Genomic DNA, 17,304 nt, shown 5'->3' with positions numbered 1-17,304 from the left:
ACCGACCAAAGTCACCGGAACCCTCCCCGAGCCAGCCAAAAAGCGAAGGGCCACAAGGGCGAACACCAAGACCCATCACGGCCAATGAGCGCCGAAGAAGTCCCACACGATCAATCTATGATCACTGCCGATTTTTAATCAAATCGGTGAGCCTTGCCCAGGCGCTGCCCGCCCAGTAGGCGGTGCTCAGCCCGTCTGGAATGCGTCGATGCCCGTGCGCCAGGCGGCGTCGAGATCGGCGCCGGGTGGGAAGCGTTGGTTCAGCTCGAGGATGACCATGCCGTGCGCGAAGGCCCAGATGGCCCGTGCACGTTCGCGGTCCCCGCCGGTCGCGTCGAGAAGCGGCATCGCGGCCGCCTCCTCGACCCCGGAGGCGAGCAGGTCGCGGCGCAGGGGCCGCTCGGTCATCAGCCGATAGAGATTCGGCTGGCGGCGCGCGAAATCGCGGTACGCGGCGGTGAGGGCCGCGATCGGGGCGTCGGATCGATGGACGGCCTGCGCGAACTGTTCGGCCTGCTCCTCGAAGCCGACCGAGATCAGCGCCGCTTCCAGTGCCTGCTTGTCGCGCAGGTGCTCGTAGATCGAGGAGGCGCGGATCCCGAGTTGGGCAGCGAGGCGACGCATCGACAGTGCGTCGGGGCCCTCCTGTTCGAGGAGTTGGCGCGCGGTTTGCACGATCTCCCGGGCTCGGGGAGTGAGCCGGCTCAGCGCGGAGGGAGCCATCGGTACCGCCTTCCCAAGGTTTCCCTAACGGTGTTAGGTTAGCCCTAACACCGTTAGGAAGAAGGTACGCCAATGCCCGCTCGTGCCCCGTCCCTTCCCGCGAAGACCGGCACCGGCTCCGCTCGGGTCCGTGACCGCGTCGCGCGGGCCCTCCTCGTCCTCGCCGCCTGCGGCGCCGTCGCTGCGGTGGCCGGCGCAGCGGGCGCTGTGGCGGACGCCGGACCGGCCACCCGGATGGTCGAGACCTGGCGCATGCTCGGCTTCGGTGTCTTCGTGGGCGTGTTCCTGCTGCTGGCCTACCGCCCGCGGCTCTACGCCGGGATCTGGGAACTCGCCATTCTCAACAAGCTCGGCCTAACCCTGGCCGCCCTGTCCTTCGGCAGCGGGACCGACGGTGCTGGCACGGCGCTGATCGTCGACGGAGCGATCACCCTCGTCCTGCTGGCCGCGTATGCGCTTACCAGGGGCTGGACCGCCTGGTCGACCGCAAGGGCCGCAGCGTGATGCACGGCGCCCACGACCGCCCGGCGAACGCCGCTTCCGGACACGCTGACCGCGTCCACACGCTTCCTGCTCGGTATCAGGGCCTCGGACGTCGTGGCATGGACGCGCCGCGCCTGGCGATCTCTCGCGTGGCGAGACAAGTCCGGGGACCGCAAGCCCCAGCGTCCTCAGTGGGATAACCCGTTCGGGTCCAGCAAAGGGTTTAATGGACTAAGGTTGATCAGCTGATGGCGTACGGCAGCAGGAGCACTGCCCCGGATACGCTGGCTGGGGTAGCGGCGGTGGAGATGAGTGCGCGGCTGCGAAGCCAGCAGTGGCGCCGACCAGCTCACCCGGCGGCCGGCAACCCCGCGCGCGCCGGCGGGACCGCGCAGACGGCCAGCGCCATCTCGGCCATGAAACGCGGGGCGTCGGTTGGATCGAGCCGCCGAGTCGCGACGTCCGTTGCCGCGCCGTGCAGGATGTGGTGCAGGACGCTGGCCAGCAGGTCGGCCGGAATGTCGGCCCGGAAGACGCCTTCGGCCTGGCCACGGCGGATCAAGTCGTGAACCCGTTGCTCGGGTTTCGCGTGCAGCTCCTGCACGCGGCCGTGGGGCAGGGCGGCCTGCGCCGCCTGCAGGACCGAGGCCGCCTGGGCGATCAACAGCCAACCAGACTCCATGAGCTCCCGCAGCCCGTCGCGGGGATCGCCGGACAGGTCGATGGCCTCCAACACCTCGTCACCCTGCGCCAATAGTCGAATCATGGCCGCTTCCACCAGCGCCTCTCGGGACGGGAAGTGTCCATACAGGGTCACCCTGCCGACTCCCGCCTCCTGAGCGATGTCGTTCATGCTCGCCTCGGGGTCCCGCCCGAGGCACGTAACGGCCGCCCGGACGATCTTTTCCGCGTTCTGCCGCGCGTCCGCCCTACGGGCCGACTTGGCAGCGGAGTGAGCCATGCAACTTCCTTAAGTCAAACAGTCCCTGTACGGGTTATCGTACCCGGGCGCAAGTTGAACACACCCTGTACGGCTTAGCTCCGGAGGCGATCATCGTGTCCGAATCCATAACCGCAGCCACCTCGACAACCAACTCGACCCACAACCCTCATCCGCGACGCTGGCGAATCCTGGGGCTGGTCGGCGTCGCACAACTCATGCTCATCCTCGACGTCACCGTCGTGGCGATCGCCCTGCCACACATGGGCGCCGACCTCGACCTGCCGCGGGAGACCCTCACCTGGGTGGTCAGCGGCTACACCCTCGCGTTCGGCGGACTGCTGCTGCTGGGCGGCCGCGCCGCTGACCTGTTCGGAGCCCGCCGGCTCGTGCTCGCCGGTCTTCTGCTGTTCGCGGCGGCATCGTTGACGGCCGGACTGGCCACCTCCGGACCGATGCTCCTCGCCGGACGGGTAGCCCAAGGCATGGCCGCAGCAATGCTGTCACCGGCGGCACTGTCACTCATCATCACGATCTTCGACGGCGACGAACGCAACCGAGCGCTTGGTATCTGGTCCGCGCTGGGCGGCAGCGGCGCCGCGCTCGGCGTTCTGCTCGGCGGGCTCCTCACCGCCGGACCGGGCTGGGCATGGATCTTCTACATCAACGTCCCGGTCGGGCTCGTGCTGCTCTTCACCCTCCGCTCGCACCTGCCGGCGCAGGCGGCACCCGCGACCCGAGGCTCCCTCGACGTGCCCGGGGCAGCCCTGGTGACCGCGGCGACAGCAGCCCTCATCTACGCGCTGATCAGGGCCGGCGATCACGGCTGGGCCACCTGGCCCACCGCCGCGCTGCTGCTGGTATCGGCGGTCCTCTACGGTGCCTTCGTCGCGCGTCAGCGCCTCGCCGCAAGCCCGCTGATGAACGTGCGGCTGCTGACCCGCAGGCCCGTGGCAACCGGCATCCTGTTGATCCTCGTCGCCACCGCACTCATGATCATGATGTTCTTCCTCGGCACATTCGCCTTGCAGAAGCATCACGGCTACGGCGCACTGACCACCGGCCTGCTCTTCCTTCCCGTCGCGCTGTCCACCATGCTCGGCGCCAACGTGGCCGGACGCATCATCGGCCGCACCGGCCCCCGCACGCTGGCGGTGGCCGGGCTGGTCATCGCCGCCGCCGGCCTGGCCCTCCCCGCGATCTGGGCCGGGGCCGCAGCCATGGTGGCCGGCATGGCGATTGCGGCCGCCGGCACCGGGTCGCTGTTCGTGGTGGCCTCCGCCACCGCGCTCGGGCAGGTTGCGCCTCACGAAGCCGGCCTGGCCTCCGGAATTGTCAGCACCTTCCACGAGTTCGGCGCCTCACTCGGCGCAGCCGTCGTATCCAGCATGGCTGCCGCCAGCATCGCCGGCACCAACACCGTCGGGTTCTCCCGTGGCTTCACCACCGGCGCCATCGTCGCCGTTGTCACCGCCATCGCCGCGCTCGCGATCACACCGGGCGCCCGCTCCAGGTAGCCAGCCAACAGGGCGGGCCGCCATCCGAGCCGATTCAGCTGGGTTGCCGAGCATGCGCATTCAGCCGGTCGCCGCGCCCTGGCCATTCTTCGGAGGAACACGTGCATTACGTCATCCGTGCGGAAACGCCCTCCGCCGAGGTCTACCGGCACTTGCGGGTCGCCTCCGGCCTGAGCTCCAAGTCAGCCGAGGCGGCTGCGGTGGGTCTGGCCGGCACGTGGCACGCGGTCGTCGCCTACCGCGACGAACGGCCGGTGGGCATGGGCCGCGTCATCGGTGACGGCGGCACCGCCTTTCAGATCGTCGACATGTGCGTCCTGCCCGAGCACCAGGGGCGGGGAGTCGGCAAGGCGATCATTGGCGCCCTGCTGCGACGGCTGCGGGATCGAGCGCCGCGGACCGCGTACGTCTCGCTGATCGCAGACGGCGAGGCACGCCACCTCTACGCCAAGTACGGCTTCGTGGAGACCGCGCCGGAATCGGTGGGCATGGCCCTTCAGCTCTGAGGCCGAGCGCCCGGCGGCGAACGAGGCGGACTTGCGGGCGCGTCCGCCGCCGGCGAGGGGAACCATCGGCTCTTCGCTTGACCGGTCCGGCACGGTATAAAGCTGTTCCCGCCCGGACATGGCCGGTGAACGGACGAGCGTGACCGAACTTCCCCCGGTTTCCAGAACACTGAGCGGAGGCGACCTCGGGCCTCCACGGGCGGAGGGGCCGTCGAACACGCAACTCACCTCGTGGCCGTCGCGTTCCAGGTGGCTGGACACCACCTTGGCCAGGCTCTGCTCGTCGCCGACCACCAGTACCCGGGTACTCATGGCGTCCATCCGGCGGTCACGCCGCTCACCTCGTGAAATCCAGGGGAGCATGCAGCCTCGCGGAAGCGGTTCCCCGTGGGTGCTGCTCAGCCGACACGGTCAGCCGTGTCCCCCGTGGTCTCCGTGGCTGGATTCTGCCGGCGGGCTGGGCAGGACGACCGACATTCGGGGTTCGGCCGGGGCGGGAGGCCGGGGGGCGTAGCTGATTCCGTTCGGCTGACTGCCCATGTTGATCGTGGCGACCGTGGTGCGGGTGGGCAGGTCGATGACGGAGACCGTGGAGTCGTAGACGTTGGTGACCCACGCGCGTCGGCCGGTGGGGTCGATGACGACGCCGTGCGGACCTGATCCGGTGGCGATGCTGCCGGCCGGCGTCATGGTCGCTGTGTCGATCACCGATAGCGCGGTGCCCGGCTTGTCCTTGCTTCCCTGGTCGGCCGACAGCAGGCTGCGCCCGTCCGGAGTGAGGTAGACCTGCGCGGGTGCGGTGGGCACCTCGGCCCGCCCAGCCACCACGCGGGTCTGCAGATCGATCTTGACGACGCTCGGCGGCCGCGAGACGCTCGCGTACGCGTATCGGCTGTCCGGCGAGACGGCAACCTGGACGGCAGGACCGCCCACCGGCACGGCGGCGACCTTCCTGTCGGTGCGGGTGTCGATCAGGTCAACCGTGCCGGCCTTGAGGTTAGCCACCACCAGGGTGCTGCCGTCCGGGCTCGGGCGCATGCCGTGCGGGCCGCCGCCGAGGTCGATGGTGCCCGATGGAGTCAGATCCGGCCGGTAGACGGACACGGTGCCGGCGTCGTAGTTGGTGACGTAGGTTCTCTGCCCGTCCGGTGTCAGCACGACGTGGGCGGGGCTGGCACCGGTGGGGGCGGCCGAGGCGAGCCGGTACGTGGTGGCGTCGAGAGCGGCCACCGTGCTGGCGTGACCGCTGACCACGTACACCCGGCTGCCGTCCGGGCCGACCTGCACGTTGTGCGGGCCCTCGATGCCCTCGATGGTGGTGACCACGGTGCTGCTGGCGGCGTCGATGACCGACAGGCTGTGTCCACCTTCGTTGGCCACCCACACCGTGCCCTCGATCCCACCGGCCGGCGGGCTCGGGTTCGCTTTTGGATCATCCGTCGAGGCGCATCCCCCGGCCAGGGTGACCAGTCCAACGACGACACCGATGACGGCCACGCGTGCCCGCCGCGATCTCATGCCCTGTCTCCTTCCGGCGATGCCGCCGAAGGTCGTTCCTGGATCTCCATCGATCCCACATCCCGAGGCGGGCCTCGCGCCTACATCTGCTTTGTTCCAGCCGACTCGCGCCCAGGCAGGTCGCTGGCCGCCCGCTTGCCCCTGGAGCGCGTTACACCGGGGCGTAGCGGCGGGTCCAGGTGATCCCGCCGTCGGTGCTGGCCACGATCTCGTCCCCGGTCACCGCGGCGAAGATGGTGGACTCGTGCGTGGTCAGGGCGTTCGGCTGGGCCGGCAGCCGGCCACGCCGCTGCCAGGTGACCCCGCCGTCGGCCGACTGCCAGACGGTGCCGTCGCGTTCGACACCCCACACCTCGGCGCCTTGCTCCCAGGCCAGCACGCCGACCGCTGGCGCGCCGCTGATCGGCGTCCAGGTCCGGCCACCGTCGGTCGAGCCCTGCAACCCTGCTTCGCCGAGTGCCAGGACCGTCTGCGGGTCGGTCGGACTGACGGCGAACGCGCCCAGCGCCACGGTGGAGCGGCGTTCCCAGGTGTGCCGGTCGGTGCTGACCATGAACGTCCCATCGGTGGAGTTGTACCCGTATACCGCGCCGTGTGCGGCCCGCAGACCGTGGAAGTCCGCCGCGCCGGACAGCGACATCGTCTGCCAGGTGATCCCGCCGTCGGTCGACTCGATCAACCCGAGGTTCGCGGGGCCGTCGCCATGCCGATCGGGGTGCCCCGAGGCCAGGAAGTGGCCAGGGCCAACCGCGGTGAACCCCATAAGGTCCGGTCCTTCCGTGGACACCCGCACCGCGGTGTGCTCCCCGTCGATGCGGAACAGCCCGACATGCGTCGCCGCGTACAGCACGCCGCTGCCGTGGTCGACCGCCAGGCCGTGCACATGACCGAACTCGACGCCGGCCGCCCGCTCCTGACCGCCGTCTCGGCTGCGTACCGCGAACACCACGACCGCAGACACGAGCGCCGCGACTGCCAGACCGGCCACCAGCGGCCACCAGGCGGATGGGCGTCGTGCCGCGCCCCGTGGCCGGGCACCCACCGGTCGTGGCTTGACCGATCCACGGCGCGCCGGCGCAGACCGGGCGGGCGGGGTGCCGGTCCTGGTGGCACCAGTTCGCTTGCTCATCGCCTCTCCTCCACATGTCCGGCGATGTCGGCCAGGAGCCGGCGACGGGTGGTGGTGGGCGACCTGGTTTGCTCCTTGGCTGACAGGGACGCTTGCAGCCTGACCCCCGCCGTCTGGGTGCTGCCACAGTCAGCCGTTTTCTTCAGTGAATCTTCATGGCCTTCTGATGAAGCGTCTCTGGTTTCCTATGTGATCCTCTGCGAGCCGGACATTCCGCCTGTACCGCCGTCCCGGGGGGGGTGATCGGTGTGGCGTGTACGTGGTGGTGGAAGCCGCGGCCGAGGATTGCCCCGCGGACCCGGTGGGGGTGTCGTGGGGTGGTGGTTACCGTGTGCGGCACCTGGCAGACCAGCCCGGGTGGGTTGGTTTCCTGGGGTGTCCGTCCCGCCGGACGCTTGCCGGCAGTTCCCAGTGGGGGGTGTGCCGGGGCGGGAACCTGCCGTCGCGAGGGCAGCAGGCGTGAAGTCTTGCCGGTTGTGGGCCGGGTCTGCTTGCGGGTGGGTGTGGTTTTGCGTCGGTCCCGCCCGGGCGCGGTCGTCGCGGTGGGGGTGGGCCGACGGCTGCGCTGGCGGACTGGGGTGTCGGTGGCGGTGCGGATCGCGGCCTGCCCGTTGCGGTCGCGGCGGGTTCTGGTCTGGTTGGTCAGGCCTCTGGCGGCGACGCGTTGCGATGCGGCGTGGTCGCGGTCCAGGGACAGCCCACACGGGCAGGTGGCCCACCGGTACCCGGCCACCCGTCGGTCCGGTGCCTTCAGGTGCGTGACCGGGCCGCCGCAGCGGGGGCAGCCGGATGAGGTGCCGCGTGCGGGAACACTCACGACGGCGATGCCAGCTTTCGCGGCGAGATGCGCGACGGCGGTGAACACGGCGCCGCGGACCGCGCCGGACAGTCGCCGGTTGAGGCTGCGGGACCCGCGACCGGCTTCGAGGGTGGCGAGGTTCTCCACGTAGATGACGGTGGCTCCGACGGTGCGGGCGTGGTCGAGCAGCCACCGCGCCGACGACCACGCGAGGGCCTTGTTGAGGTGCCGGATCCGCATGCACACCGCCGCATGCTCGCCCTCCAACCGGGCAAGCTTCCCCGTCAGCGCCAGGTCGGCGTGGGCGGGGCGGCCGTCCCGTAGCCGGGCCAGGTGGTCGGCTTTCGTTTTGAGGTGTTCGCGGTGGCGGCGTAGCCGCACCAGTTTCGCGGACACACCGGTCGCGTCGAACCGCACCGGCCGCCCGTCCACCACAACAGCACCGTCCTCAAGGTCGGCCACGGTGGCGGTCAGCAGGGTGTTCACCCCCCAGTGCGAGCACCTCATCGGCCATCACCCGCACCAGGTCCGCCAGCCACCCCACCCGCTCGGCGAGTACCCGCCCCGCCACAGGCCTCTGCACTCCGAGCGGGCCCGGCTTACCACCGCACACCCCTCGGAACGCGGTGCACGTCGCCGTCGACGTCAGCACCGAACCCGCCACTACCCGACACCCCTACCCGCAGCCGCCAACAGCCGACGCTCCACCATACGGGACCGGATCCCGCAGAAACCCGGCCAGCGAACACGGCCACCAGCGACAGAAATACACATAGGACCGCTTAGCCAACCAGCCTGCAGTGGCACACCCTGACTCTTCGCCGGTGCACGTGAGCCACCTGCGTCGTGGCCGCCGTGGCCCGCGTGCATGAACAGCATCATCAGCGGGCAGGCGAGCACGAGCAGACCGCTCGCCAGGGACCTGGCCGGCACGCCGACTGCGAGCGCGCCGATGACCAGGATGGCCAGCGCAGTGACGTAAAGCGGTAGGTGCTGGCGTCTCATCACCGTCTCCTCTCCGTGGAGCGACTACCACATTGCCCCCCGTTACCCCATGGGGTATGGAGGAAGGGCCCGTGACCAGGGGGCAAAGGGCCCTACCGGCGGGCGTACCTGTCGAGGGCGGTGGTATTGGGTCCCGACGAGTGGTTGCAGTGGCCGCGTCACGGCGACAACGGGCCGCCTCGGGACGGATCACCAGGTCAGCCGGCCCGCCTGCCTGCCTGCCTGCCGAGGAGCGACGGCGTCACCGGCCCGGGCGACGCTGGTGGCGGTTCCGGCTAGTGCTCTGACCACGAACGTTCACGGTGTTGGCGTCAGGCTGCTCGGTGGCGGGTTGGCCCCAGCGTCGTTGTCGTTCGCGACGGATGCGGGAGGGTTCGCCGCGTTGGGCGGCCAGGACGTCTGGGTGGCGGGCGTTGGCGTTGCGCCAGCGCAGGTAGGCCGCAGTTTTCGGGGCCAGCACGGTGTGATTCGGGTGGTTCGACCCGGCGATGACGAAGGTTCGCAGCGGCCCGATCTGGGCTTCGATCGGGTTGGCCCAGGAGGCGTAGGTTGGGGTGAAGCAGAGTTCGACCTTGTTCCGGGCCGCCCACGCTCGGTTTTTCGGGCCTTTGTGCGCGGCCAGGTTGTCCAGGATGACGTAGATCGGCGCTGCGTCCGGGAGCTTCGCGCGGATTGATTTGAGCGCGGCGAGAGCTTTCGCGGCGCTCCTTGCGCCGCCAGACGACGCCCCAGATTTGGTCGTCGCCGACGGAGTAGCAGCTGTGGAACTGCCGGATGGCGTGCAGCTGGTGGTAGCTCGCCGGTAGCCGATCGGGATGCCCGGCCGGTGCCCACCCGGTGCCAGGTCACGAAAGCGGGCGGGCGCCGTCGGCGTCCGCCCGCTTTCTCGCAGCAGTGTCAGTCGAGTAGGAACGTCTGGGTCTGCGGGTTCAGCATCGGCAGTTTCCTGGCCCCGGCCGTCTGGGGGCCGCTGAACCGGATCACGTCGACACCACGCGAGATGTCGTTGGCAATGATCAGGCCGTTGTACCAGTAGGTCGACCACTGGTTGGACCGCATGTCGTAGTAGGCGATCTCATTCGGGTTGCGCGGGTCGGTCAGGTCGACCACGGAGGTTCCCGAGCCGTACGCGGAGGAGACCAGGATGTTGCGGCCGGCAACCGGCACGTAGTTGAAGTTGTGGTACGTGCTCGGCTCGGCGCGCGGGATGCGCAGGTGGCTCAGTGGCGTGCTGGGGTCGTCGACCGCGTACGTCCAGATCGCCCCGAACGGTTCCTGCGCGGGCCCGAAGTACTCGTCGCCGAAGGTGACGTACTTTCCGTCGTGGGTGAACGCCGCGCTGTGCCAGATGTCCACGTCCGTCGTGTCGATGTTGGCGATCACGCGGGGAGCGAGGGGGTTGTTGATGTCCCACAGCTGGCCCTGAGACAGGCAGGCCGCGGCGGCGAGCTTGCGCGGGGTCAGCACCTGGATGTCGTGGCAGGCGAAGAAGTCGCCGGACGCGCCGGAGAAGGGGTCGATTCCCTTGATGGTCGGCTCGGCGACGACCGCCGCGGCGAGGCCGGCGTCAGCGTCGCCGCCCGGTACGTCGATCACCGAGATGTGCTCGAACGGGGGCTGGCAGTCCGGCCCGATGTTGCTGGCGCTCAGCGGGTACGACGCGACGTAGATGTAGGTGCCGCCGTCCTCACGCGGCACGAGGGTGTGGGTGTGCGAGCCGCAGTCGGTACGGATCGCCTGGAGGAACCGCGGTGCCTTCGGGTCGCTGACGTCGAAGACGCGGATCCCTTCCCAGGCGCCGGGGGTGGAGGCGGTGACGTTGCGGGATCCCTCGCAGCCCGGCGTGCTCTGCGGGGTGTCCACGGACAGGAACAGCAGGTCGCCCCAGACGGAAACGTCACCCTGGGGGCCGTTGCAGTGCACGTCGGCCAGCTCGACCGGCGCGCCCGGCTCTGAGATGTCGATGATCCGGAACCCACCGTAGTGGCCGGCGAAGACGAGGTTGCCGGAGAAGGCGAGGTCGGAGTTGACGCCGCCGGTGTGCTCGTCGGTCGAGAGTAGGTGCATGTTCTGGCTGTAACCGTCAGCGGGGCTGCTCGGCGGAGGCGGCGGGACGGACCCGTCGTCCCACGGCTCGTGTGCCTCGGCTGGCGACGCCATCACGGCGAGCAGGATCGCCGCGCCCGCGACGGCGAGTGATCGGGTTCGGGAAGGTCTACGCACGGCGCCCCCTCACGTCGGACGTGTCGCCACATAACGCGATCACGCAGGTGAATGTCACACTGTCAAATATCTTCACCTGCCGCTAGACCCTCGGCGAAAACGGACCGAACCCTGGTCAACGGCCCTGCACCAGACCCGTGGTCATGGTGATGCGACCACGCCGGTGGCCTGTGGTCGTAGGTCACCTGGCGGGTCGGCGGGCGACCAGTTCGATTGCAGGACTGTTCATGCGCCTGGGACGCACCTCGAGGCTGACATCGACGAAGCCGGCCGCTCGCACGTCATTGGTCAACTGTTCCGGTGAGGTGTCCAGGACATGGCGATGCACCGCAATGGCCAAGCGCCCACCGGGCCGCAGCACACGGTACGTCTCAGCCAGGCCGGCCCGCCGGTCCCACAGCATCACGTTGTTGACCGAGATGATCGCGTCCATGCTCCCGTCGGCGCAGCCGGTGTGTTCGGCGCTGCCATCGCGGATCTCCACCACGCCAGCGGCGATCCCCTCGGCGCAGCGGGCAGCGGCCATCTGACGCATGGTTGCCGAGGGGTCCAGGCCAACAACATGTCCGGTTTCATCGACGCGGTCAGCTGCCAGGGCGAGGCCGACACCTGGGCCGTGTCCCACCAGCAACAGGTGGGCTCCGGCCGGTGGTGCGATGCGTTCAACGGCCCAGCGTTCCTGGTCGGCGTTTCCTCTGGCCATGATCGCACCACCGATGCGGCCAGGGAGGCCACGAGGGTGGCCGAAGAAGGCGTCGAAGACGCGTTCCCAGATCTTCCTCATGCCGTCCATCCTGCACCGACGCCCAGAACTGGCTCTCCCAACCACTCCACCTGCATCGACCCGCGCTGTTGAGCCGGAAATCGTCAGTCGCGCGGCTTCCTTTGCTAACCGAGAAACCGGACTAGGACAGAGGCGAGTTACCGGCGACGGGCGGTCAGCCCGGCCAGGGTGACGATGACCAGGCGCTGGACGGCCTCTGGGCGGGGGACGGCGCCGGCCGCTGTGAGGGCATGCAGGCAGTAAGTGGCTAATTCGTCGGTGGCCACGTCGTCGCGGAGGTCGCCGTCGCGCGCAGCCTCGGCGATCAGGTCTTGGACGAAGCCACGTAGTCGTTGCTGGGCGCGGTCGACGTGTTCGCTGCGATGCAGCAGCGCGGCGAGTTCGCCGCCATGGTGGCGCGCCGAGTGGTGCTGGATATGGGCGTAGGTGTGCAGGACAGCTTCCAGGCGCACGATGGCCGGGGCAGCGGGGTCGACGGCGGCGGCGAGCTGGTCGAGGTGTGTGGTGATCTGACGTTCGTGCCAGGCGGTGAGGACGGCCTGGGCGTCTGGGAAGTATTTGTACAGCGTGGCGCGCCCGATGCCAGCCTGCTCGGCGATCTGCGACATCGTCACCGCGACCAGCCCGTGCTTGGCCACCAGTGCGGCCATGGCATCCATGGCGGCGTCCCGAACCGCGGCGCGGTGCGCGTCAATCGTCTCGGTCCACAGCTTGGGCACACTCGCATCCTACACATCGTTCACGATAAGAACAGGTTGCGGTTGACGTAGACAGGTTGTCTCTATAATTTCGGGTACGTCTCATGCCCTGCCGGGTGACCCGCCACTCTTCAGCCTGACCCTCATCCACACCGGGAACCGGCCCGCGAACCGCGCCGAGGCCGTCTTATACCGAGAAGGAACGCCATGCCAGTCCTGCAAGCCCAGATCCAGACCGACAGAGCTACCCGCTACCTCGTCCAGTTCTGCAAGCACGCCGCCGCCATGGGCAGCGGCGGCCACGTCGCCCGCATGCACATGCGCCGGGAGGCGCAGGTGGCCGCGGAGTGGAGCGACGCCACCGGAAGGGTCACCTTTGGTCCGTGGGGCCAGGCGACGCTCACCGCCGACGGGTGTTCCCTTACGGTGCGCATCGACGCTGCGGACGAAGGCGGCCTGACTCAGATCCGCGACATCATCAGCCGTGATCTCGAGCGGTTCAGCCGCCGGGACCCTCTGGCCGTGGCCTGGCAGCGGCTCGAATCCTCCGACGCGGCACCCCTCCAAGACGCCGTCGGCGTGCCATCCCGGCAACGGCGCGGCTTCGCGCGATCCCACCTCCAGAGCGCTGTCCTCGCGTTGGCCGTGGTGCTGGTCGTCGCTCTGCATGTCGGGCTGGCGGGCTCGGTCGTGGCGACGTCGCGGTGGACGGGACTGGCCGCGAACGTCGTGGTAGCCCTCGTCGCCGTCAAGATCGCGCTGATCGCCGTGGCCCGCTTCAAGATCCGTCAGCACAGGGCCGCCAAGCGGCCCTGACCACACCTGACCCGGGCTGCCGCCACGCCGCGCACCACTCTCGGCGCGGTCTGCCGCAGTTGCGAGTCGTCGGCGATGCCCTCATGCTCCGTTCTCCGCCGGCCGGAGTTCTCAGGATCGTCGGGGCTGGCACGCCCCTACTATTAGCAGATAGTAGTTGCCCTAGGATGGCGACCGCATCAGGTGGGAGCGATGTGTGGGCGTCGAGTCCACGCTTCCTCGGCGGAAGGATCCACAGTGCCTTTCCAGCGGCGTCGCCGGGCGGCCTAACCTTGCTTTCCGCATCATCGGGTCCTGCCTGTCATCCGCCGTCAGCACGTCGCGCCGCACGCTGGGCACTGCGGCTGTGGCTGGCGCTGTTTCCCGCCCTCATCCTGGCGCTCGGCTTCGCCTCCCCCGCCGCCGCGCATTTCAAGCTGCTGAAGGCCGTGCCGGCCGACGGTGCGCGGGTCGATGGCGCTGTTCGAGAGATCCGACTGACGTTCAGTGCCGCCGGCACGCCCACGGGAGCTGGACTCAAGCTTTCCGACGGCAAGGACAACCCCGTACCAGCGACCAGCCACACCCCCGACGGGGGCCGTACATGGCTGATCCACCCGACCACTCCCCTGACCACCGGCACGTTCAAGTTGCGATGGAATGTCGCAGCCCCGGACGCCCACCCCCTGACAGGTGTCCTCACCTTCACGATGGCCTCGCCTCCCCCACCGCCCGGAGCGACCGCCAAACCCCAGGCAGCTCCCAGCCCGCACGGACATGCCAACCATGGTGGGCCCGGTATGCCCTCGGCTTCGCCACCCGACCATTCCGGCGGACACGCTGTCGGCCATACCGCCAACGCCGGCCAGGGACCCGTGCAGTTCGTCGGCAGCCTCGGGCGGTGGCTGTCCTACGGGGCGATCCTGCTCGGTGTCGGTGGTCTTGTCTTCGCGTTGACCACATTGGTCGGTACTCGCAGCGACATCCGGGTAGTGCAGGTCTGGGTGCGGGCAGCTGGGCTGACCGTAGCAGCCGGAACGGCCCTTGAGCTGGCGGCACTCGCGGCGGTCTTCAGCGAGCAGGGCACCTTCGCCTCGGCGGCCAGCGTCCCGGCGTTGGCCGCCCTCAGCCAGACGCCCGTGGCCGCCAGCCTGGTCCTACGGTTCACCGGCGGGGCAGGCCTGCTCCTGTCCGGTTCACTCGAAGCGGCGCCGATCCGGGGCCGGCACGCTGTCGGGCGGCACTCCGTACCGACGGTCGCCGCCATACCTACTGACTCTCGGAACCTGGTGACGCCTGCTGCCGCTGGTGAACCGACCGGCGACGGCGTTGCGCGGGTGCGAGCGCGAGCTGTCCGCCCCGTGGTCTTGGGTGTCACCGTGGCGCTGCTGTTGGGTTCCTTCCTACTCGACGGGCACACCGTCACCGCGGAACCTCGGGTCGTCGTCGCGGCGGCCGATTTCGCCCACACCATCGCCGCCGCAGTGTGGGTCGGCGGGGTTCTTCTCCTCGCCGTCCTGCTGCTCGGCCGAGCCCGCCTGGGAGCCCCAACAGGTGCGGCAGAGATGGCGGTGCGCTTCTCCATACCGGCCACCGCCGCGGTAGCGCTCACCGGTGTCGCCGGTGTCGCGTTGACGCTTCTGATCCTGGAACGGCCGGGCCATCTCGTGACAACCAGCTGGGGACGGGTGCTTCTCGTCAAGGTCACCCTGGTGGCGGTTGTTGCCCTTGTCGGGCTCTACAACACCAGGCGTGTGGTCCCTCGGCTTGACGACCGTGCGACGGACGGCACTCACCAGCTACGCCGCACCGTCCTGGTCGAAGCGTTGCTGATGTTGGCCGTCCTGCTGGTCACCGCGATCCTCGTCAACGCCGAGACTTAGACGCCACGTGCACGTGAGACGACAGGACGCGTGAGCCACACGAGTCGTGGGCGTACGACGGCGGCTTCCGGAGCCGGCGGCGAGTGGGGAATTCGCATCAAGGCGGTGAGCCGAGGTGGGTCATAGGCGCCCTGCTCTCCTGACTTCGGGGACCCATCCGCACAAGCCAATGGCTGGTCCAGCCTATGGGCGCTCGCGGCAGGACCGGCACGGTGGATCCACATCGGGATCCAGACCCCTCCGAGGAGCAGTTGGGCGAGGTTGGCGGCGGCGAGGTTCGAGGCGCGGAAGATCGACAGGCGCAGCAGCGGCTCGCGGCGGGCCGCCTGGACGGCGACGAACGCCAGGGCGACGACGGCCTCCGGCAACGCGATTACCCCCTATCGGTAGGCGTTGTTAAGTGATCCCGCGCATAGTGGCTGGTGTTTGCTTGGTTCCGCCAGGCTCTTGAGGGAGATACCGGGGAGGGGTATCTTCAAGATGCTGGCCGGCTGGGGTCGGCCAGGCACTGCGCGGCCGTCCGCGACGCGCCGTGGAAGCGGAAACACCAGCAATCACGAGGAGATCCACATGTGCGGCAATGAATCAGGCTGCGGCTGCAGCACCGTCACCATTGACAGCACCCCTGCCGCCGTCGGCACCGAGGCTGGCGTCCGGAACACGTACACGGTGTCCGGCATGACCTGCGGCGGCTGCGCCAAGACCGTGACCCGTCACGTCGCCGAGGTCGCGGGCGTGACCGACGTACAGGCCGACGTGGCCGGCGGCACCATCACCGTTGCCAGCGCCGAGCCGCTGGAGACCGCGGACGTCCGCGCTGCGGTGGAGCGGGCCGGCTACCACCTGGTCGGCTGACCTCCTGCAGGGCCGCATCCCCTGACCACCGGGCGGTGTCCAGGGGATGCGGCTTGCCGAGCTGCCCAAGCGCTCAACGAGACCGACATGACTCGTCCGCCAGCTGCAGCGGGGCCAACGACTTGTTCCCACGCTGTTGTGGCCCGACGGCAGCTTCCTGGTCGAGCCCACTGATGACCAGCTACGAGCACACCTAAGGCGTGTTTCAGAAGTGTTGGGGATCGGGGAAGTCGCGGCGTGGCGGTGATCGGTAGACAGCGAGGTCTCCGGTACTTGGTTCAACGACCAAGAAGCACCATGCACCGGAGACCTCGTGAATCTCCTATGTCAAGTCGTGGTGCGGTGCAAGCCTTGTGGCGTGGTGAGTTGCAGTTGGTGGTAGACGATGTAGGCGAGGTGGCGGCGGAGGACTCTGAGGGCTTCGGTTTTGGAGTTGCCTTGGCTGATGCGTCGTTGGATGAGTGCTTTGGCGGGCGGATGCAGTCGTAGTTGGGTGACGGCGATGCGGTGCAGTGCGGCGTTGAGCTGGCGGTTTCCGCCTCGGGACAAGACGGCAGCTCATCGACGGGATCCGGTGGCGGATCAGGGTCGGTGCGCCCTGGCGTGACGTGCCCGAGCAGTACGCGCCCTGGCAGACGATCTACGGCTTGTTCCGTCGGTGGCAGCGTGACGGCACGTGGCAAACCATCCTGTCGGCGTTGCAGGCCCACGCCGACGCGAGAGGCCGTATCCAGTGGGACGTCAGCGTGGACTCCACGACCAACTGCGCTCACCAGCATGCCGCGGGTGCTCGCCGGGACGGTCAGCTGCAGAAGGAACCACCCGGTGGGCTGCAGGACGGGCCTGCCGACCATGCGTTGGGCCGCTCGCGCGGGGGTCTGACCACCAAGACGCACCTGGCCTGTGAGCAGGGCCAGAAACCCATGGCGATGCTTCTGACCGCCGGGCAACGCGGCGACAGCCCTCAGTTCGTGCCGGTATTGGAACAGATCCGGGTGGTCCGCCCCGGGGGCCGGCCGCGTACTCGCCCGGACCGTGTCCTGGCCGACAAGGCGTACACCTCGAAGGCCAACCGCGCCTACCTGCGCCGACGCCAGATCAAGGCCTGCATCCCGAGCAAAAGCGACCAGGACGCTCACCGCAAGGCCAAAGGGTCGAAGTGCGGCCGACCACCCGCCTTCGATCCCCCGTCGTCTACCAGCAACGACATGCCGTGGAGTGCGGTATCAACCGACTCAAACGCCACCGCGGCATGGCCACCGGGTACGACAAGTTGGCCGTCCGCTACCAAGCAACCCTCACCATCGCCGTCATCGGCGGGTGGCTATGAGCCTGGTTGGTTCTGAGCGCGAGTAGCGGTCCCGACTGGGCGGGAGTCTGGGTCCCGGCATCTTCCGGCCGGTTTCATTGGGCGTGAGTTTGGGAGCCGCCCTGGTCGTGGGTGTC

General features: G+C 69.0%; 15 protein-coding genes and 2 pseudogenes. 7 read left to right on the top strand and 10 right to left on the bottom strand.

All coding sequences use genetic code 11. The features are described 5' to 3' along the window. Positions 1-186: 186 nt before the first annotated feature. Positions 187-723, bottom strand: coding sequence for a TetR/AcrR family transcriptional regulator (locus ACGFI9_RS32520; RefSeq protein WP_393184120.1), 537 nt, complete (start codon positions 721-723; stop codon positions 187-189). Between the two features lie 72 nt (positions 724-795). On the opposite strand from ACGFI9_RS32520, the gene ACGFI9_RS32515 reads away from it, so the two are divergent. Further along, the gene (locus ACGFI9_RS32515) at positions 796-1,227 is read left to right on the top strand and encodes a hypothetical protein (RefSeq protein WP_393184119.1); all 432 of its coding nucleotides are present in this window, start codon (positions 796-798) and stop codon (positions 1,225-1,227) included. Positions 1,228-1,555: 328 nt separating this feature from the next. Here the strand turns inward: ACGFI9_RS32515 and ACGFI9_RS32510 are convergent, their stop codons facing one another. Continuing rightward, entirely contained in the window at positions 1,556-2,167 is a 612-nt protein-coding gene (locus tag ACGFI9_RS32510) for a TetR/AcrR family transcriptional regulator (protein WP_393184117.1), read from the bottom strand. A 197-nt stretch (positions 2,168-2,364) separates the two neighbouring features. Between ACGFI9_RS32510 and ACGFI9_RS32505 the strand changes: the two genes are divergently transcribed. Both ACGFI9_RS32505 and ACGFI9_RS32500 read left to right on the top strand, forming a co-directional pair. Then, positions 2,365-3,663: an MFS transporter gene (locus tag ACGFI9_RS32505; protein ID WP_393184115.1), complete on the top strand. Its 1,299-nt coding sequence runs from the start codon at positions 2,365-2,367 to the stop codon at positions 3,661-3,663. 101 nt (positions 3,664-3,764) lie between these two features. Next, on the top strand, positions 3,765-4,169 hold the full coding sequence (locus ACGFI9_RS32500; protein ID WP_393184113.1) for a GNAT family N-acetyltransferase: 405 nt from the start codon (positions 3,765-3,767) through the stop codon (positions 4,167-4,169). A 411-nt stretch (positions 4,170-4,580) separates the two neighbouring features. Here the strand turns inward: ACGFI9_RS32500 and ACGFI9_RS32495 are convergent, their stop codons facing one another. From ACGFI9_RS32495 to ACGFI9_RS32460, 8 genes and pseudogenes are all read right to left on the bottom strand, one after another. Continuing rightward, positions 4,581-5,687, bottom strand: a complete 1,107-nt coding sequence (locus ACGFI9_RS32495; protein WP_393184111.1) for a beta-propeller fold lactonase family protein — start codon at positions 5,685-5,687, stop codon at positions 4,581-4,583. A 151-nt stretch (positions 5,688-5,838) separates the two neighbouring features. Further along, on the bottom strand, positions 5,839-6,678 hold the full coding sequence (locus ACGFI9_RS32490; RefSeq protein WP_393184216.1) for a F510_1955 family glycosylhydrolase: 840 nt from the start codon (positions 6,676-6,678) through the stop codon (positions 5,839-5,841). Between the two features lie 280 nt (positions 6,679-6,958). Then, entirely contained in the window at positions 6,959-8,122 is a 1,164-nt protein-coding gene (locus tag ACGFI9_RS32485; RefSeq protein WP_393184109.1) for a zinc ribbon domain-containing protein, read from the bottom strand. A 156-nt stretch (positions 8,123-8,278) separates the two neighbouring features. Beyond that, on the bottom strand, positions 8,279-8,620 hold the full coding sequence (locus tag ACGFI9_RS32480) for a DUF2933 domain-containing protein (RefSeq protein WP_393184107.1): 342 nt from the start codon (positions 8,618-8,620) through the stop codon (positions 8,279-8,281). 322 nt (positions 8,621-8,942) lie between these two features. After that, a pseudogene (locus ACGFI9_RS32475) lies at positions 8,943-9,462 on the bottom strand (transposase); the annotation flags it as partial. A 55-nt stretch (positions 9,463-9,517) separates the two neighbouring features. After that, positions 9,518-10,687, bottom strand: coding sequence for an LVIVD repeat-containing protein (locus tag ACGFI9_RS32470; protein ID WP_393184105.1), 1,170 nt, complete (start codon positions 10,685-10,687; stop codon positions 9,518-9,520). A 337-nt stretch (positions 10,688-11,024) separates the two neighbouring features. Continuing rightward, entirely contained in the window at positions 11,025-11,627 is a 603-nt protein-coding gene (locus tag ACGFI9_RS32465) for a class I SAM-dependent methyltransferase (protein ID WP_393184103.1), read from the bottom strand. Positions 11,628-11,764: 137 nt separating this feature from the next. Continuing rightward, positions 11,765-12,346 carry a TetR/AcrR family transcriptional regulator gene (locus tag ACGFI9_RS32460; protein WP_393184101.1) on the bottom strand — a complete coding sequence of 194 codons (582 nt, stop codon included), beginning with the start codon at positions 12,344-12,346 and terminating at the stop codon, positions 11,765-11,767. A gap of 186 nt (positions 12,347-12,532) precedes the next feature. On the opposite strand from ACGFI9_RS32460, the gene ACGFI9_RS32455 reads away from it, so the two are divergent. The 4 genes and pseudogenes from ACGFI9_RS32455 to ACGFI9_RS32440 form a co-directional block, all read left to right on the top strand. After that, entirely contained in the window at positions 12,533-13,141 is a 609-nt protein-coding gene (locus tag ACGFI9_RS32455; protein WP_393184099.1) for a DUF2218 domain-containing protein, read from the top strand. 272 nt (positions 13,142-13,413) lie between these two features. After that, on the top strand, positions 13,414-15,003 hold the full coding sequence (locus ACGFI9_RS32450) for a CopD family protein (RefSeq protein ID WP_393184097.1): 1,590 nt from the start codon (positions 13,414-13,416) through the stop codon (positions 15,001-15,003). A 570-nt stretch (positions 15,004-15,573) separates the two neighbouring features. After that, the gene (locus tag ACGFI9_RS32445) at positions 15,574-15,858 is read left to right on the top strand and encodes a heavy-metal-associated domain-containing protein (protein WP_393184096.1); all 285 of its coding nucleotides are present in this window, start codon (positions 15,574-15,576) and stop codon (positions 15,856-15,858) included. A gap of 548 nt (positions 15,859-16,406) precedes the next feature. After that, positions 16,407-17,188 (top strand): annotated as a pseudogene (locus ACGFI9_RS32440) (IS5 family transposase); the annotation flags it as partial. Positions 17,189-17,304 lie beyond the last annotated feature (116 nt).

This window comes from Micromonospora sp. NPDC048930, assembly GCF_043197935.1.
GTDB lineage: Bacteria > Actinomycetota > Actinomycetes > Mycobacteriales > Micromonosporaceae > Micromonospora.
The sequence above is the reverse complement of the archived record's forward strand: the minus strand, read 5'-3'. Positions and strand labels throughout refer to the sequence as shown.

Bases quoted from the DNA above. Each gene is read 5' to 3' on its own strand.
- ACGFI9_RS32520 (WP_393184120.1), bottom strand. From the start codon at position 723: ATGGCTCCCTCCGCGCTGAGCCGGCTCACTCCCCGAGCCCGGGAGATC.
- ACGFI9_RS32515 (WP_393184119.1), top strand. From the start codon at position 796: ATGCCCGCTCGTGCCCCGTCCCTTCCCGCGAAGACCGGCACCGGCTCC.
- ACGFI9_RS32510 (WP_393184117.1), bottom strand. From the start codon at position 2,167: ATGGCTCACTCCGCTGCCAAGTCGGCCCGTAGGGCGGACGCGCGGCAG.
- ACGFI9_RS32505 (WP_393184115.1), top strand. From the start codon at position 2,365: ATGCTCATCCTCGACGTCACCGTCGTGGCGATCGCCCTGCCACACATG.
- ACGFI9_RS32495 (WP_393184111.1), bottom strand. From the start codon at position 5,687: ATGAGATCGCGGCGGGCACGCGTGGCCGTCATCGGTGTCGTCGTTGGA.
- ACGFI9_RS32485 (WP_393184109.1), bottom strand. From the start codon at position 8,122: ATGAGGTGCTCGCACTGGGGGGTGAACACCCTGCTGACCGCCACCGTG.
- ACGFI9_RS32480 (WP_393184107.1), bottom strand. From the start codon at position 8,620: ATGAGACGCCAGCACCTACCGCTTTACGTCACTGCGCTGGCCATCCTG.
- ACGFI9_RS32470 (WP_393184105.1), bottom strand. From the start codon at position 10,687: ATGCACCTACTCTCGACCGACGAGCACACCGGCGGCGTCAACTCCGAC.
- ACGFI9_RS32465 (WP_393184103.1), bottom strand. From the start codon at position 11,627: ATGAGGAAGATCTGGGAACGCGTCTTCGACGCCTTCTTCGGCCACCCT.
- ACGFI9_RS32455 (WP_393184099.1), top strand. From the start codon at position 12,533: ATGCCAGTCCTGCAAGCCCAGATCCAGACCGACAGAGCTACCCGCTAC.
- ACGFI9_RS32445 (WP_393184096.1), top strand. From the start codon at position 15,574: ATGTGCGGCAATGAATCAGGCTGCGGCTGCAGCACCGTCACCATTGAC.